The organism is Wolbachia endosymbiont (group A) of Barypeithes pellucidus, assembly GCF_964030885.1.
In the GTDB taxonomy this organism is placed as follows: Bacteria; Pseudomonadota; Alphaproteobacteria; order Rickettsiales; family Anaplasmataceae; genus Wolbachia.
Window position 1 is genome coordinate 541851 of sequence record NZ_OZ034985.1, and the last position, 16025, is coordinate 557875.

General features: G+C 34.2%; 12 protein-coding genes and 4 pseudogenes. 10 read left to right on the forward strand and 6 right to left on the reverse strand.

Going from position 1 to position 16025, the window contains the following annotated elements; all coding sequences use genetic code 11:
• The first annotated feature begins 58 nt into the window (after positions 1–58).
• The 4 genes from ACQH1X_RS02915 (at position 59) to ruvC (ending at position 2912) form a co-directional block, all read left to right on the forward strand.
• The gene (locus ACQH1X_RS02915) at positions 59–811 is read left to right on the forward strand and encodes an IS5 family transposase (RefSeq protein WP_425385758.1); all 753 of its coding nucleotides are present in this window, start codon (positions 59–61) and stop codon (positions 809–811) included.
• 77 nt (positions 812–888) lie between these two features.
• A complete protein-coding gene (locus ACQH1X_RS02920; RefSeq protein WP_425386496.1) occupies positions 889–1548 on the forward strand; it encodes a TenA family protein in 660 nt (219 codons plus the stop codon).
• A 47-nt stretch (positions 1549–1595) separates the two neighbouring features.
• A complete protein-coding gene (locus tag ACQH1X_RS02925) occupies positions 1596–2423 on the forward strand; it encodes a cytochrome c oxidase subunit 3 (RefSeq protein ID WP_425386497.1) in 828 nt (275 codons plus the stop codon).
• Positions 2424–2912: a crossover junction endodeoxyribonuclease RuvC gene (gene ruvC, locus ACQH1X_RS02930; RefSeq protein WP_425386498.1), complete on the forward strand. Its 489-nt coding sequence runs from the start codon at positions 2424–2426 to the stop codon at positions 2910–2912. It begins immediately after the preceding gene.
• Between the two features lie 142 nt (positions 2913–3054).
• Here the strand turns inward: ruvC and ruvX are convergent, their stop codons facing one another.
• On the reverse strand, positions 3055–3522 hold the full coding sequence (gene ruvX, locus ACQH1X_RS02935; protein ID WP_265034323.1) for a Holliday junction resolvase RuvX: 468 nt from the start codon (positions 3520–3522) through the stop codon (positions 3055–3057).
• Between the two features lie 616 nt (positions 3523–4138).
• On the opposite strand from ruvX, the gene ACQH1X_RS02940 reads away from it, so the two are divergent.
• From ACQH1X_RS02940 to ACQH1X_RS02950, 3 genes are all read left to right on the forward strand, one after another.
• Complete coding sequence (locus ACQH1X_RS02940) at positions 4139–5806, forward strand: ankyrin repeat domain-containing protein (RefSeq protein WP_425386499.1); 1668 nt, start codon at positions 4139–4141, stop codon at positions 5804–5806.
• 270 nt (positions 5807–6076) lie between these two features.
• Positions 6077–6475, forward strand: coding sequence for a hypothetical protein (locus ACQH1X_RS02945; RefSeq protein ID WP_425386500.1), 399 nt, complete (start codon positions 6077–6079; stop codon positions 6473–6475).
• 414 nt (positions 6476–6889) lie between these two features.
• On the forward strand, positions 6890–7849 hold the full coding sequence (locus ACQH1X_RS02950; protein WP_425386501.1) for a hypothetical protein: 960 nt from the start codon (positions 6890–6892) through the stop codon (positions 7847–7849).
• On the opposite strand, the pseudogene ACQH1X_RS02955 reads toward ACQH1X_RS02950, so the two are convergent.
• The 4 genes and pseudogenes from ACQH1X_RS02955 to yihA form a co-directional block, all read right to left on the reverse strand.
• Positions 7835–8600, reverse strand: a pseudogene (locus ACQH1X_RS02955) (IS3 family transposase); the annotation flags it as partial. The gene ACQH1X_RS02950 and the pseudogene ACQH1X_RS02955 overlap by 15 nt on opposite strands.
• Position 8601: 1 nt before the next feature.
• A pseudogene (locus tag ACQH1X_RS02960) lies at positions 8602–10035 on the reverse strand (IS4 family transposase).
• 223 nt (positions 10036–10258) lie between these two features.
• A complete protein-coding gene (argB, locus tag ACQH1X_RS02965; RefSeq protein WP_425386652.1) occupies positions 10259–11170 on the reverse strand; it encodes an acetylglutamate kinase in 912 nt (303 codons plus the stop codon).
• Between the two features lie 4 nt (positions 11171–11174).
• Positions 11175–11768 carry a ribosome biogenesis GTP-binding protein YihA/YsxC gene (gene yihA, locus ACQH1X_RS02970; RefSeq protein WP_425386502.1) on the reverse strand — a complete coding sequence of 198 codons (594 nt, stop codon included), beginning with the start codon at positions 11766–11768 and terminating at the stop codon, positions 11175–11177.
• Positions 11769–11866: 98 nt separating this feature from the next.
• On the opposite strand from yihA, the gene prfA reads away from it, so the two are divergent.
• Both prfA and ACQH1X_RS02980 read left to right on the forward strand, forming a co-directional pair.
• A complete protein-coding gene (gene prfA, locus ACQH1X_RS02975; RefSeq protein WP_265025604.1) occupies positions 11867–12946 on the forward strand; it encodes a peptide chain release factor 1 in 1080 nt (359 codons plus the stop codon).
• Between the two features lie 947 nt (positions 12947–13893).
• Positions 13894–14067: pseudogene (locus ACQH1X_RS02980) on the forward strand (transposase); the annotation flags it as partial.
• 68 nt (positions 14068–14135) lie between these two features.
• Here the strand turns inward: ACQH1X_RS02980 and ACQH1X_RS02985 are convergent.
• Positions 14136–14681: pseudogene (locus tag ACQH1X_RS02985) on the reverse strand (IS256-like element ISWpi15 family transposase); the annotation flags it as partial.
• 223 nt (positions 14682–14904) lie between these two features.
• On the opposite strand from ACQH1X_RS02985, the gene ACQH1X_RS02990 reads away from it, so the two are divergent.
• Positions 14905–15927, forward strand: a complete 1023-nt coding sequence (locus tag ACQH1X_RS02990; RefSeq protein WP_425385829.1) for an IS110 family transposase — start codon at positions 14905–14907, stop codon at positions 15925–15927.
• The last annotated feature ends 98 nt before the right edge of the window (positions 15928–16025 follow it).

A 16025-nucleotide genomic window follows, 5' to 3' on the forward strand; every position in this document is an offset into this window, starting at 1 on the left:
AAAAGAGAGAAAAAGATGGTAGTTTAGCTTAATAGGTAAAAAATGGAGAAACTACCATATGCAATATTACATCAAAGAGGAAAATTGGAAACAAATTTTAGAGTTCATAAAAAGCGTAAAAGGAATGCATAGCAAAGATGAAAAACGTTTAAGAATATTCATAGAGGCAGTGTGGTACATAGTCCGAAGTGGTTGCCAATGGAGACTTTTACCAAAAACTTATGGTAATTACAGGAGTATACATAAGCGATTTAAAAGATGGTGTGAAAGAGATGTCTGGGAAAAATTGCTTGAATATACTAAACAAGAGCCTGATTTAGAAGTTGCTATAATCGACGGTACGATCATCCGAGCCCATCCATGTTCATCTGGATATACAAAAAACTCCAAGGATCAAGAAGCTTTAGGGAGGAGCAAAGGTGGCTTTACAACTAAAATACATGCGCTTGTCGATGCACTTGGAAATCCACTTAAATTTACTCTGACCCCTGGTCAAAGAAATGAGATTACACAAGCAGCAACATTAACTGAAAGTGTCTATAATACCACTGTAGTGGCTGATAAAGGCTATGACAGCAATGCTTTTGTTACGAGTCTTGAAAGCAAGGGATGTACAGCAGTTATTCCTCCGAAGCGTAATCGAAAAGTGCAGAGGGGTTACGATAAACACATTTATAAAGAGCGTCATTTAATTGAGTGTTTTTTCGGTAAAATTAAGAACTTTAGGCGTATTTTTTCCAGATTCGATAAAACGGCTGAGGTTTTTATGGGTTTTCTAAATTTTGTCGGGGCTCTTGTATGGCTTCTCTAAAATTTTGTCCACAGAGCCTAGCAAAGAATATTAGCAGCGGATTATTTACGTTGACTTGATCTTTATCGGTAACTACAGTGTTCAGTGGCATAATTAGGAGCTGTTACGGGTCAAATCTTTTAAAGGATATAATTGAGCATCCTTTTGATGTTGAGTTAGCGAATAACACCCTAAATATAGAGAACTTCAAATTCTATACTCAACAAGAGGCGTTGTTCTTAGGTGATTATATTCGTACCACCTTAATTACTGCATCCAGAATGGAAAATTATAGTAGTATTATCTCGCTTACTGAAGTAGCCCAAAGAGCAGTGACTGTTAATAGAGTGCTATATGACTACTACTTTACTATGTACGGTATAAGTCGTGGAAAGAAATCTCTTGAGTGTTTTAATTTCACTAATTTTCTTTTATCCATCTCGTATAGTAATACCTATGAGGCTATGACGGTTTTGTATTCTTGCATGTTTATATACAAGACTGTCGTTGATAGCATGAAAAATAGATTCAAAAAAAATAATAGATATAGGGATTGGTTTAATTTTTGTTACAGTGATTCAGTAAAGTCTGGATGCATTATTTTGGAAAATATTATTGATGGATATTGCAGCAGAGCAAGAGAAAATGAAAAGAGCAAAATGCTTGAGTTGTTTAGAATAACTGCACAATTTGTGTTAGATTTTTTGAACGGTGCATATAATTTTTCAAGATTCAATCAATTTCCTAAGGAACATTGACAATTTTAAGCTAATTTGTATCCTTAGTAAGTATTTTTTAAAATGCTATGAAAAGTAAAGAACATGATTTTCATTTAGTGGACCCAAGTCCTTGGCCAATTGCTATATCAGCAGCAATTCTTATTCTTGCACTTGGATTAGTTGGCGCGCTTCATAAACAAATTTTCGGAATGTTTGGTTTAGCTTTAGGCATCTTCGCGGTATCAGGGGTGCTGTTCTACTGGTGGAGAGATGTAATAAGGGAGGCCATTTATGATAAATGTCATACTACCATTGTAAAACATGGACTCAAATTTGCAATGTACTTATTTATTCTCTCGGAGGTCGTATTTTTTATAGTGTTCTTTTGTTCATTCTTTAAAGCCTGGCTTGATCCAGTTTTTTTATTTGAGGCGTTTTCTCCTGCAAAAAAAGTTGAATGGCCCCCTGAGGGAATTTTGCCACCTGATCCGTGGTCACTACCATTCATGAATACATTAATATTATTGCTTTCTGGTACAACAATTACTTGGGCAAATCACTCTTTACTTGAAAATGATAAAAAGAGCATGATTAAAATGCTGTCCATAACTATATTGCTTGGGTTTTTTTTTATAATAGTGCAAGCAATAGAGTATCATGAAGCGAGTTTTTCTCTACAAGAAACAGGAGAAAAGCTTATTTATACATCCAATTTTTATATGATTACCGGTTTTCACTGCGCACACGTTATAATAGGAATAATATTTTTATCAGTGTGTTTATTTAGAGCGCGGAAAGGCCAATTTACACTTCAGGACCATTTGTGCTTTGAGTTCGCCTCCTGGTATTGGCACTTTGTAGATGTAGTCTGGATATTTTTATTTTTATTTATTTATTGGTTAAGCGTTTATTAAGTGGTTAAAATAATAGGTCTAGATCCAGGGATAAGCAAGACTGGTTGGGCCATTATTGACCTAATCGAAAAAAATAATATTGAATTTTTGGGCGGCGGTACCATATCAACTGATGGTAAATTGGGTACAGGTGAACGCCTACATATAATTTTTGAACAATTAAAGGAAGTAATTTCCCTATACTCTCCGAATGAAGCTGCGGTGGAGAAAATTTTTGTTAATAAAAATCCTAAATCTTCACTAACTTTAGGATATGCAAGAGGGGTTGTAATTTTAGCGTTAAAAATAACAAAGCTAACTATGAATGAATATGATGCAAACTATGTAAAAAAAAGCATTACCGGAAATGGCCATGCTGATAAGGATCATATTATATTTATGGTGAAACAGATAGTTAAAAACTTAGATATAAAATGTCACCATGCTGCTGACGCTCTTGCTGTAGCAATTTGTCATGCTTATACGAAAGGTTCTTGTTTGGTAGAATAGATTTAAGTTTTCTATTATTCAACTATGCATTTTAAATTCATAGCTAAATGCCGAAATTCCGTTACTTGTTAGCGGAATCTACAAACGAGATACCGCGACGGTATGACGTAGGGCTGCACTAGTTATAGCAACTCAAGAAAAACTATTTGATTGTATTTATCTTGTCTAACGTTCGTTGCAAAATAATACATGCGGAGATTTTATCATCTATTTTTTTCGATTTTGTGATTGATATTCCAGTAATTTTTAGTGTATGAGTTGCGATAGATGTTGAGAAGCTTTCGTCTTGTAAGTATATATTTACTTTATATTTTTTTATTATTTTATTTGCGAATTGGATTATGGTTTTACACCATTTAGTTTCTTGCTCGTCCATTTTGAATGGTAGTCCTATTACCATTGATCCAGCTTCATTTTCTTTAAATATTCTATGCAGATAACCTAAATCTTTGTTCATATTTTTCCTATAATATACACTATGAGCTGTGGCTATAAGCTGTGTTTTATCGCTAAATGCTATGCCTAGTTGCTTTTCTCCCATGTCAAGGCACATTATGCGCTTATCTTTTGGAATAGACTTTAGGAACTCATCTGGATTTCTATGTAGCATCTATTAGACTTCCTTTAAAGTGACCTTACCCAGAAAAAGTAGAGAGAAAGTTAAGAAAATTTTTTACAAAAAGAATAATGAATCAAATAGCTCAGGAATGCAATAAACTTCTTGCATAACCCAAACTAAGTAGAAAAAAGGTATCATCCGAGTAGCTGACACTGGTTTCCATCCAAGACGGCAGTGCCTTCCTTCCCTGTCATCCCAGTGCCCAGACCAACCGATTCCAAAATAAAAAGCTCTCACGCTTGCTGATTTTGGTTGCTGGAAATGGTTGCATTGTTTAAATTATTAATAATATATACTACAAAATCAATAGTAATTTATTCGAGAGTAAAAAGAATAATCAAGGCATGTTTATGGCAAAAAAGGTTTGTGCTCATCTTATAACAAAGATGCAATAGAAACTCTCATAGAAACGAGGCAAAGATTGTCGAAGTGTATAGAAAAAGCTTTATGGCGCTCAACGAAAAAAGGGAAGTGTTTGGCTTGCTGATGCTGTAGGTGATGATGAATTGAATTAAAAATTTTATATATAATGTAAGTGTAGTAATATTAATAAATATCAAATATTTATACTGCATTATCATTTAGCATACTAATAAATTGGTGATTTATGAACGAAACACAACAAAAAAGAGAGTTAAATAACCAACTTTTTGATGCTGTTGAAAATGGTGATGTAGGGCAAATTAAGAATTTGATAGTGGGTGGAGCAGATGTTAATGCAAAAATCAATAATGAAGAAACTCCTTTACATTTGGCTGCTAAAAATGGCAATAAAGAGGTAGTAGAAGCCCTATTGGATAAAGATGCAAACGTTGATGCACAAGATAATGAGGGAAGGACTCCTTTACATTTGGCTGCTGTACATGGCAATAAAGAGGTAGTAGAAGCCCTATTGGATAAAGATGCAATTGTTGATCTACAAAATGATAATGGATGTACTCCTTTACATTTGGCTGCTTTCAATAGCAATAAAGATATAGTTGAGCTTCTATTAACAGCAGAGAAAATTGATGTTAATACAAAATGTCTAGGTGGAAGGACTCCTTTACATTGGGTTCTTAAAAAGTACAACATAGAGATAGATGTATTGAATGCTCTACTGAAAGGAAAGGGAATCAATGTTAATTTAGCGGATAGCAAAAAAAATACTCCTTTACATTTGGCTGCTAAAAATGGCAATAAAGAGGTAGTAGAAGCCCTATTGGCTAAAGATGCAAACGTTAATGCACAAGATAATTTTGAATGTACTCCTTTACATTTGGCTGCTCAATATGGCCGTAAAGATGCAGTAGAAGCCCTATTGGATAAAGATGCAAACGTTAATGCACAAGATAATGAGGGAAAGACTCCTTTACATTGGGTTCTTGAAGAGGACAACATAGAGATGGATGTATTGAATGCTCTACTGAAAGGAAAGGGAATCAATGTTAATTTAGCGGATAGCAAAAAAAATACTCCTTTACATTTGGCTGCTAAAAATGGCAATAAAGATGCAGTAGAAGCCCTATTGGATAAAGATGCAAACGTTAATGCACAAGATAATGAGGGAAAGACTCCTTTACATTTGGTTCTTGAAAAGGACAACATAGAGATAGATGTATTGAACGCTCTACTGGGAAAAGATGGAATCAATGCTAATCTAAAAAATATTAGTGGAAAGACTCCTTTACATTTTGCTGCTGTACATGGCAATAAAGAGATAGTAGACGCCCTATTGGCTAACAAGGCAAAGGTTGATGAAAAAGATAATGAGGGATGGACTCCTTTACATTGGGCTGCTGAAAATGACAATAAAGAGGTAGTAGACGCCCTATTGGCTAATAAGGCAGAGGTTGATGAAAAAGATAATGAGGGAAAGACTCCTTTACATCTTGCTGTTCGATATGGCAATGAAGGTGTAGTAAAAGCTCTATTGGATAAAGGGGCAAAGGTTGATGCAGTAGATAAAAGTGGATGTACTCCTTTCAATTTAACTACTAACGAAGAAATAAAAGCCCTATTGAAAAATGCAGAAAAATCTGATCCAGTGGATAAATCATCGACGGATAGTAAAGTGAGTCAAGAAGAAGATGTAGAAACCAAAGGTGTAGAGTCTGTTGCTCCCGCAGAACCTGCACAAACAGAAGAACAGCCGAGCTCTTTCTTTGGTAGTTTGTTTAGTATACTTATGAAGCCTTTTTCATTAATTGCATCATTTTTTGGTGGTTTTTTTTATGGTTATTTGGGTCTAACACTGATGAATCTACATCACAAACCGATGCTAATGTTTCTTTAGACAAAGAAGATAATAGTGGTGATCATTATAGTGCAATGGACACGGATGTGTAGAGTAATGCAAGAGACCTTCCAATTCCAAAGCAACTTCCTCTCTTGTTGATTTGTGGAATAGCAGTAATATTATTTTAATATCTACATAAAGTGTATATATAATTAAGAAAAAATCATAAGAAAATAACATTAAGAAATTAGAATTGGCGAGCAAAAACTTGCTTTTTTATTAAATACCTATATAATTTAATCATATGTTTTAATTTTGAGGTGTTATGTGATAGATTTTACAAGTAATGCATTTGAAATAGCGTTACAAAGAATAGAGGATGATCCAAGCGTATGTGAGTTACAAGAATATAATTTAATAAGGTTAAGTGAAATAGATGAACTCAGTCAATCTGTTGACCAAAAAATACGGTTGTCGAATGACAACTATAACAGAGAGATAGAGCTGTTGAATACAATCTATGACAGAAAAGTACAGTCGTTCTGGACCTCAAATAATACAAAGCATGCGGCAGAGTGGACCTATTACAAGAATTTGGAAAATAGCAAAGCAAAATTTGATATAGAATTTAACAAATATGAGAATGAACTTGAGAGATTAAAGCAAGAGCGTTGTATTATAAAACGTATAATGTATGAATGTGAACGGCGAAAAATGCAGGCTTGATATAAATTATGTTTTTACAAGATAATTGTAACCACAGACCTTCCGATTTCAAAATGAACACCTTGTATCTCACGACCTTGGGTTTTTGTTGCTGGAAGTGGTTGTATTGTTTAGGTTTTTAACAGCACGTATTGCTAAATTAGTAGCAACTTATTAATGATTGACAAGGTTTAGAGATGGAGTAGTATACCTAGAGCATATTAAAATTGATTTTTTATGTACAGTAGTTATGGTAACTGCAGTGTTACTCCATAGTAATGAGAATTGGTGTTAAGAAATAATCAAAATTGGAGTATTGGCAAATCAGAGATATTATTGTACCTTAAGAGTCACTTGGCGATTAAAATGAGGTCTGACAACGATTTATAGTATCTATTAGGTTAACTTTTATAGCTTGAATTGAGGGGAGAAGTTATGCATCCTGTATTTCTTTATGATGAGTTTAATGACCATGATTTAGGTGATGGCGAAAGTCCTTTAAGAAAAAAGTTCAATGCAATAGTTGAAGATTTAGAGAAAGGAGGAGGTACACATCAGGGAAGTATAAAGCTCATACATAGTAAGGGTGGTGTTAAATATCTTCGGGCTAAATTGAGTGATAGGGACAGATTATTGTTTACGAGTATAAAGTATAATAACGAAGGTGCTTTTGTTATTTTAGAAGTAATTCTGAGTCATAAATATGGCAATTCAGAGTTCTTAAAAAATAAAGAAAAAATAAAAAACATAAAAATAGTAGATCAAAACAACAAAGAAGTTTCTGATAGTACGGGTGAAGTGAAGATTAGAGATGCTCCACAAATTCGTTGGTTAGGCAAATTTATCACTTTTAGTGCAAAGCAAGAAGCAATAGTTGAAGAAAAGTATAATCTACCTTTAGTTGTTAGTGGATTTGCTGGTAGTGGAAAGACATCAGTAGCTTTGGAAAAGCTTAGAAAGATAGAAGAGGAGCTCAAGAAAGGGAAAATTCTATATATCACCAAATCCGAAAATCTTATAAAAAAATCAAAAGAATTATATGAATATGCATACTATAATGAAACTACTAATAAATATGAGACTCGTGTTCCAGAGGAAATTGAGTTCTTGTCTGTTCATGAGTTTATTGAAAAGGTAACAAAGGAAGACGCAGAAATGAGAAAGCGTGTAGAGGGGAAGAGGCCAATCAATAGAAATGCATTTTTTTCATGGTTCAACGGAATATGCAATCAAGCTAAATTTAGTAAGTACGAAAAAGACAGGGATAAAATATTCGAAGAATTTATAGCTGTGATAGGGGGAAGAGGCTTATTAGGAGAAGACGGAAAAGATGGGTATGACCTTACCCAGAAAAAGTGGAGAGAAAGTTTGGAATGTTTTTTACAAAGAGAATGATGAATCAAAATGCTCAGGAATGCAATAGTTAATAGTGGAGTGTCTACGTTGTTTGTTATAAAAAATTTCTATATATTCAAATATAGCAGTTTTGATATGCTGTTTAGAGTGCCGAGAGGTGTCTATTGGTAACTCCCTTTTTAGAGAACTAAAGAAGCTTTCCACAACAGAATTGTCGTAACAACAACCTTTATGACTCATGCTAGGTACTATGTTTTTTATGGATAAGAGATATTGATAACCTTGCGAAGTATATTGTGAACCTTGATCACTATGTAATAGTAGATTTTTGGCAGGTTTACGCTTGTTAACGGCCATTAATAAAGAGTCCATAACCAATTGTTTATTTATTGAACTGCTCATTGACCAGCCAACTACCATGCGTGAATATAGATCGATTATTGTTGCCAAATATAGCCATCCTTCTTTGGTTTTTATATAAGTAATCCCATACTTTATTTGGTTGATCGACAATAAAGTTTTGGTCTAATATTACGACTCTACTGTCCGTTTGTTGTTTCTTAATTTTAAATTTTCTTCTCAATATAGCCTGAATACCATTTTTCTGCATAATACTTTGCACTGTTTTCAAGTTGCAACTTTTACCCGAAGCCTTTAATTCAGCATGAATTTTAGGAGCTCCATATCTACATTTAGAAGCTTGATATATTTTTTGAATATCTGCTAATAACTCCTTATTTGCTGATTCTCTACTGCTTATTTTCCTTGTAGTCCACTTATAGTACTTACTATTACCCACAAGTATAAAATTCATGAGCGAGTCTCCATCCTTCTGCTAAATCAAAGAGACGTTTCCATCCCTTCCACAAAGCTATAGCTAAGTCATTTTTGCGAGCTAAAAACCCTCCTAATTTGGCTATCCACCTCACGATTTCTCTTATAGGTGGTGGGATTTCAGGATAGTCTTTTGTCTTAAGCATTTTGGTATACAAAACCTTCCATTCGTCATCAGTCAGTATGACAGTGCAAGAAAGATTTGGATTTGTTCTAGCTACTAGTGTGATAAAAAATATTCTCCATGCAATTATACTCATAATTGTAAGAAAGCGGATTAATCTATCTGCTGTTTGGAGCCTACATTCTTCAACTTTAAGACCGGATTTTAAAATTTTATGAAAAACCTCTATTCTCCATCTTAAGCAATACCATTGTATTTTTTCTACTGCTTCTTCAAAATTATTAATATTTATATTTGTCAACAAAATCCAGTTCATAGGTTCTTCGCCAAATGGGGGGTGTTTTTCTATAGCATAGACAGCATTTAAACTTAAATTAGGAAGTTTTTGGGTTTTACGTCTAGCATTATTTTTTGATGCATTCATCACAAAGTTACTAAACTTTACTTCTAAAACTGTTGTTCTTTGAGGTTTATCATTGCGAGCAGACTTGAATTTCTCCTTGACAAGACATGCGATTCATTAAATCCCACAACCTTTCACCACCTTTTTCAGAATAAGTCGACTTCTTATTTACTGTTCTGTTTTGATTTCCTCTTACTACAAAAAGAGATTGATTAGTGGAAGCGACTTCAAATAAATCATAAATATCTGCTTCTCTATCGCAAACGGTAACTACCTTAACGTTCTTTAATCCAGGATGGTGAGTAGAATCTTTAAGTGATGCTATCCACCGTATGCTTTCTTTCTCTTCTATCGGAATAGCAGTATTATGGCTTCTTCTTTTCAACTCTTTTAGGTCTTCAGCCAAAGGAGGTCTAGTACTAATTTTTTGATCTAATAATCCTATAGGTAGCCCTTCTGTTGTAACTGCAAACGTTGTATGCATCATGGGTTTTAAAGTTAGTTGTTTTAGATGTTAATCTTGCTGCTATAATCCCTAATCCTTCGGTCTTTTTATGATTTTTATATGAAATATAACTCGTGTCTTGGATAGCTAAGATAGTTTTTAGCTCTTTCAACAGTTTTAATTATATGACTGTCTAATATCTTTCTTTCAGAAATGGCATCGTTTTGGAAAAATCTATAAGCTGCTTTACTTTGATGCCAATCTTCACAAGCTTGATTTATTGAACGCTCAGGCGATTCAGCAAAACTATTAACTATTTTTAAAAGCCTCTTACTTAATCTTATATCACCAAAATTAACAATTCCAAATTCACTTTCTGCCCATTCGCCAGTTGAGGTATTTATATTTCTTTTCATCATATATTCCATTTTTAGACCATAGATCTATTTATAATAGAAAGTTGAATTAGTAAAATAGCAGCTTTTTCTCCATTTTTAGATTTATGGGTAATAGTAAGTTGTTAGCGGGATCTAGAGATACCGCGGCAGTATGAAGGCGTTATTTTATGCTCACCAACTTAGCTGAATCCAAGTAGTCAAGGCACTGGCATCCCTGGTAGACAACATTCGTGTAGTTGTCTAGTTATAAATCACTCACAATTGATATACTCGAATTATTTTCAGTAAATAAATCAAGCATAATGTTAGGTATTCTACCATCAACTATGTGAACAACTCCAGCACATTCCTCTACCACTTTAGTATATGCCATAAGCCTTCCAATAAATTTTTCTCCTTGAATTTTGCCACAATCAATCGATGCATTTAAATTTTTAACAGATATCTTCCTGCCACCAATTTTATCTATTTCTTCATCTGTGTCACTCAAGATTATCATTTTAGATGCAGAAACTGCAATTGCGATTGCGCTTGCAGTACTATCGGCATCAATATGATATGTTTCCCCGTCTTTTCCATGACCGATAGGTGCAATAACTGGTATAAAATCTGATTCTTCAATAAAAAATAATATATCAGGATTGATTTCAGTGGGTCTACCGATGAACCCCATGTCTAATATCTTTTCGATATTATTTGATCTATCTTCTCTAAGCGTAGCGGTTATTTTTTCGGCTTTAATTAAGTTACCATCTTTTCCACATAATCCAATAGCTGAACCACCAGCAGAATTTATATGCTGAACAATTTTTTTATTAACTGAACCACACAGTGCCATTTCAATGATTTTCATAGTGTCTTTGTCTGTAAGTCTGATACCATTCACAAACTTACTGTCCATACCCAGCATTTTTAACACTGAGTTAATTTCATATTCTCCGTCATGAACTATCACCGGATTTATACCAAGCTGCTTTAATAAGACAACATTATGCACAAAAGTATAGAATAGTATTTCATCTGAGATCGTTATTCCGCCGCATTTAATGACAAAAGTTTCGCCCACAAAGCTAGGTATGTTAGATAACACTTCAAGTAATATTTCTGCTTTTTGTTCAAATGATACCTCACCCTTTAAAAATTCACTACTTTTCATTTTTTTATCTTGTAAACTTGAAAAACTCATCTCTTACCTTGGTTATTTTATGCTTAACACGGATGCTCATTTGATGAATTGACACATTCTCATTATTAATCCATTTTTGAATATCTTCTATAACAGCACCTAAGCTTTTTTGACTTACTTTATCTATTTTTGTTAGCACAATGTTAAAGTTAATGTTATTATATATTAACCAATAAATGAAGTCTTTGTCTATTTCTTTTAATCCTACCTTGCTATCTATCAACACAAACACTCTTCTTAGATTTTCTCTTTGAATTAGATAATACTCAATTAAGTTTAAATATTGTATAATTTCCTCCTTGCCTGCATGAGAGTAGCCATACCCTGGTAGGTCAACAAGTCTGAACTTATCATCGTACATAGAGTAAAAATTTATTTGTCTAGTGCATCCAGGTTTAGAGGAAACTCTGGCAGCTTTTTTGCTGTTTATCAGTAAGTTGATCAGACTGGATTTTCCTACATTTGATCTACCAGCAAACGCAATCTCTGGAGCCGACTCATTTGGTAATGTTTTTATGTCCGAAGCTCCAAATATGAAATTGCAGTTTGATGTTATCTGTTTTGCCATTATATTCAACTAGAAGGTAGTAGGTATATTATAGTGTTATTGCTTGATATAAGAAATTTTTTATTTCAGTATATATTACTTAGCTAGATCTGTGCTATATGGATATGGAAAATAATTTACAAGACTTAAAGAAAAAATTTAATGATATAGAGAGGAATTTGGAAAATCCTACCAATTTAAGTCAAAAAGAATTCATTACCCTTTCAAAGGAATACTCTGAGCTCAGGCCAATAATCAAGATAATTGATGAATATAACACGCTGAAAGAGGAAATTTCAGACTTAGAAGAAATAATGAAAGATGAAAACAGCGAAGGTGATATAAAAGAGTTAGCAAAAGAAGAATTTTTCGAAAAGCACAAGGTATTATTGCCAAAAGTAAAAGCAAAACTAAAGTTAGCATTATTGCCCAAAGATGAAGATGACTCAAGAAATGCAATATTGGAAATCAGAGCAGGTACAGGAGGAGGAGAAGCAGCATTATTTGCAGCAATGTTATTTCGTATGTATCAAAAATATGCAGAAAGAAGAAATTGGAAGTTCGAGCCAATAAGCATTTCTAATACAGGTATAGGTGGCTATAAGGAAGCTTCTGCACTCATTAATGGAACAGAAGTTTTTGCAAGGTTGAAATTTGAATCAGGGGTGCACAGAGTACAGAGAGTGCCAGAAACTGAATCCTCAGGAAGGTTGCATACCTCTGCCGCTACTGTTGCGATATTACCTGAAGTAGAAGAGGTTGACTTTAAAATAGAAGAAAAAGACTTACGCATAGATGTTTATAGATCCAGTGGCCCTGGAGGGCAGTCAGTCAATACAACTGACAGCGCAGTAAGGGTCACCCACTTGCCAACAGGGATAGTTGTGATACAGCAAGATGAAAAATCACAGCATAAAAATAAAGCTAAAGCGCTCAAAGTATTGAGGGCAAGGCTATACGAAATTGAAAGACAAAAAAAAGAAATGGAAAGGTCAACAATGAGAAAAAGTCAGATTGGCTCTGGGGACCGCTCCGAGCGCATAAGAACATATAACTTTCCACAATCAAGAATAACAGATCATAGAATTAATCTAACTTCACATCGGCTAGAGCAGATTATAAAAGAAGGTGAACTAGATGAATTTATTGAGGCATTAATTTCACGTAATGAAGCAGAAAGATTGGCCGGAGAGAGTTAAAATTGATTAAACAATTCTGCAATTGTTTTTTAATCAAAACAGGCTTATACACGTACTCTGCTTGTAGTTCTTTTCACAGAGATCTCAAACCCTCTAATACTTAATGCTAAGACTAATCTATTTTTTTTAAATATTTCTATTGATTTCTTGATAAATATTAATATAACATTAATGTACTGATTAATAGTGGTGGTAGAGAAATGCATAATAGTCCTAATGATATAAGCAGTGAAGTAATTCAAGAATTGAACGATTCAGCGAGATGCAGGCGAATAAACAAATTTAGAGAGACGTTTAATAGCCTCAGTAACTACCATAAACAGTATTACCTTAACATAACAACACAGGGGCTTCGTAATGGCGCTATGTCTTTTATACTGATAGCAGAGGTAAAAGATCAAGCTGTTAGGAAATTTTATGATCTACTCGAAAAGAATCAAGATTTTGCGTTCAGTACATTGAAAGCTACCTATCGTTTTCAACGTGCTTCATATAAAACTCTATTTAATAAATTAAATTATCGGCAAAAAGAAGGCTATCGTGCATATTTAGACGAGGCATCGGCCAGAATTCGGTCTACCTCAAGGAAATTTTACTTAAACAATAAAGAGGGTTCAAGCAAGATAAGAACCGAAAACTCCAATACAGACAGTTTAGATAATGAATCGTTAGCACAAAAAAGAAAGAGATCTTTTCAGGATGAATTTTCAACGTTAAATAATTCAATAAATTTCCTTCCAAATTCTGCTCCGTTAGAGGAGACAACTGATCAATATGGGTTGAATCCCAGAGGCGTCGTTCCAAAATCTACTCTTGCGGGCAATTGCGTCGTCGATTTGGATGATATACTTTCAAAGTTAGGGGATCAAATTAAAACTTTAGAAGATGAGATGATTACATTTATTGATCAAAATCAAGAGCTTAAAAGAAAATACATATCAATAACTAGTATACCAGGTGTAAGCAAAATCACAGCCATTACTTTGATTTGCTATTTGCCCGAACTTGGAACCCTTCAAGAAAAGCAAATATCTAGCCTTGCAGGACTTGCACCTTTTAATCGAGACAGTGGTTTTAGTAAGGGAAAGAGACGTATTCAGGGCGGTAGATCACAAGTTAGGAGGTTTTACATATGTGTATTCTCAGTGCACAGAAGGGAGTGTTAAATAAACTGTGTCAAACCGCATTTTTAGTTCGACTCAATTTTCAATCTGCCAGGAAAGAAAACATCAAGTTGAGAGATAGTTAATGCCCAATCATGTACAGGCATCGTCCACTTTTCCTCTGCCTTCTTTATAGCACAATATACCTGCTTATACAAGGCATTTATGCTGGTAAATGAGCCTTTGGTCTTAGTGAATTTCCTAATTTGCCTATGTAGCCCCTCTATGGGATTGGTGGTGTAGATTATCCTCCTAACTGGACCAGAATACTTAAAATAACCAGACAAGTTTTCCCAATTATTCTGCCAAGATTTTATAACCATAGGGTACTTTGTGCCCCATTTTTCATCCAATTCCAACAGATAATTCTCGGCAATTTCCTTGCTTGAAGCTTGATATACCTTCTTTAAATCGCTCAAAAAACTCTTCGCATCTTTACTGGCCACATACTTCAGTGAGTTGCGTATCTGATGCACTATACACATCTGCACTTCCGCATTAGGAAAGACACTGTTTATAGCTGCAGGAAAGCTTTTTAGCCCATCAACGCAGGCAATAAGGATATCTTCTACTTGTATCTTGTCAAAAGCATCTAATGTTTTAAGCTTAAGCATTAGGTGGAGAAGGGAGGAACTCTGTGCTTCTTCTTAGATATAAAATCTGTAGAGGAGATAAGAATTCCCTTCTCAAAAGTATAGGCTGGACGGTATCGTAGAAAAACCTAAATGGTTCTAATTCTGTATTCACAAGGTTAGCCTTACTTTTCATTTTAAATAGTAACGTATGGGGTTATATATGATCAACAACTTTCTGGGAATAGATGTATCAAAAGATCGCTTTGATGTTTTTCTCTCATTTATAAGTAAAAAAGGAAAACGTGAAACTAGGAAAAGAAGCTTTAAGAACGATGATAATGGGTTTCAAGGTCTGCAGAGCTTTCTACAAAAACATAACGTAGAGCAAGTGAAAGCTTGTATGGAAGCTACCGGTTGTTATAGTGAAGCTTTGGCTGAATTTCTACACAATGCTGGACATTTTGTAAGTGTTGTAAATCCTTATTGTATTAAATCTTATGCGAGGAGTAAGCTTGTAAGACAAAAGAATGATCAGACCGATGCAGAAATTATTGCTGATTATTGCCAAAGACAGGAACCTACTCGTTGGACACCACCTTCTCCTGAAATGAAAAAATTAAAACATCTTTATCGTTGCTCGGTTGCGTTAAAAGATGGATTAACATTCGTAAATAATCATTTAGAAAAGAAGGAGAGACTGCCTGAAGAAGTTGCAAATGCTTGGGAAAACCTTGCAGTGAACATAGAACAATCAATAGAAACAATAAAAAACTCCATACGTGAACTATTAAAACAGCACAAAGAGTTGTTGGAAAACTTTCAACTCTTATTGACTATTCCAGGAATAGGAGAGGAATCAGCAATAGCTATTTTAGCTGAAATTCCTGACACAAAGGCTTTTATAAATGCCAGACAATTGGCAGCATACGCTGGAACTATACCACGAAATATAACATCAGGTTCATCTGTATATGCCAAGCCCAGATTAAGTAAATCAGGTTCACGAACACTACGTAAGGCCATGTATTTTCCTGCTATAGTAGCTAAAAATCACAATCCTATTATTATGACTTTTTGCAAGAGATTAAAAGAAAAAGGCAAGCATAATATGGCCATTGTTGGTGCTGCAATGCGTAAGTTGCTTCATATTGTTTTTGGTATTTTAAAATCAAAAAAGGCTTTTAATCCTGACCATATCAAAAGCTACAGGACTAGGAGATTGACTGAAGCTTTAGTAATTTAAAATCGAAAAATGCTTCCATTCTATCTTATGTAAAATGGTATCTTACACAAATTTATTGAATGTAGTTGGTTAGTGTATATGTTGATAAGTGTAAAAGA

Excerpts from the sequence above, each read along its gene's own strand:
- ACQH1X_RS02915 (WP_425385758.1), top strand. The coding sequence starts at position 59 with ATGCAATATTACATCAAAGAGGAAAATTGGAAACAAATTTTAGAGTTC.
- ACQH1X_RS02925 (WP_425386497.1), top strand. The coding sequence starts at position 1,596 with ATGAAAAGTAAAGAACATGATTTTCATTTAGTGGACCCAAGTCCTTGG.
- ruvX (WP_265034323.1), bottom strand. The coding sequence starts at position 3,522 with ATGCTACATAGAAATCCAGATGAGTTCCTAAAGTCTATTCCAAAAGAT.
- ACQH1X_RS02940 (WP_425386499.1), top strand. The coding sequence starts at position 4,139 with ATGAACGAAACACAACAAAAAAGAGAGTTAAATAACCAACTTTTTGAT.
- ACQH1X_RS02950 (WP_425386501.1), top strand. The coding sequence starts at position 6,890 with ATGCATCCTGTATTTCTTTATGATGAGTTTAATGACCATGATTTAGGT.
- argB (WP_425386652.1), bottom strand. The coding sequence starts at position 11,170 with ATGAAAAGTAGTGAATTTTTAAAGGGTGAGGTATCATTTGAACAAAAA.
- yihA (WP_425386502.1), bottom strand. The coding sequence starts at position 11,768 with ATGGCAAAACAGATAACATCAAACTGCAATTTCATATTTGGAGCTTCG.
- prfA (WP_265025604.1), top strand. The coding sequence starts at position 11,867 with ATGGATATGGAAAATAATTTACAAGACTTAAAGAAAAAATTTAATGAT.
- ACQH1X_RS02990 (WP_425385829.1), top strand. The coding sequence starts at position 14,905 with ATGATCAACAACTTTCTGGGAATAGATGTATCAAAAGATCGCTTTGAT.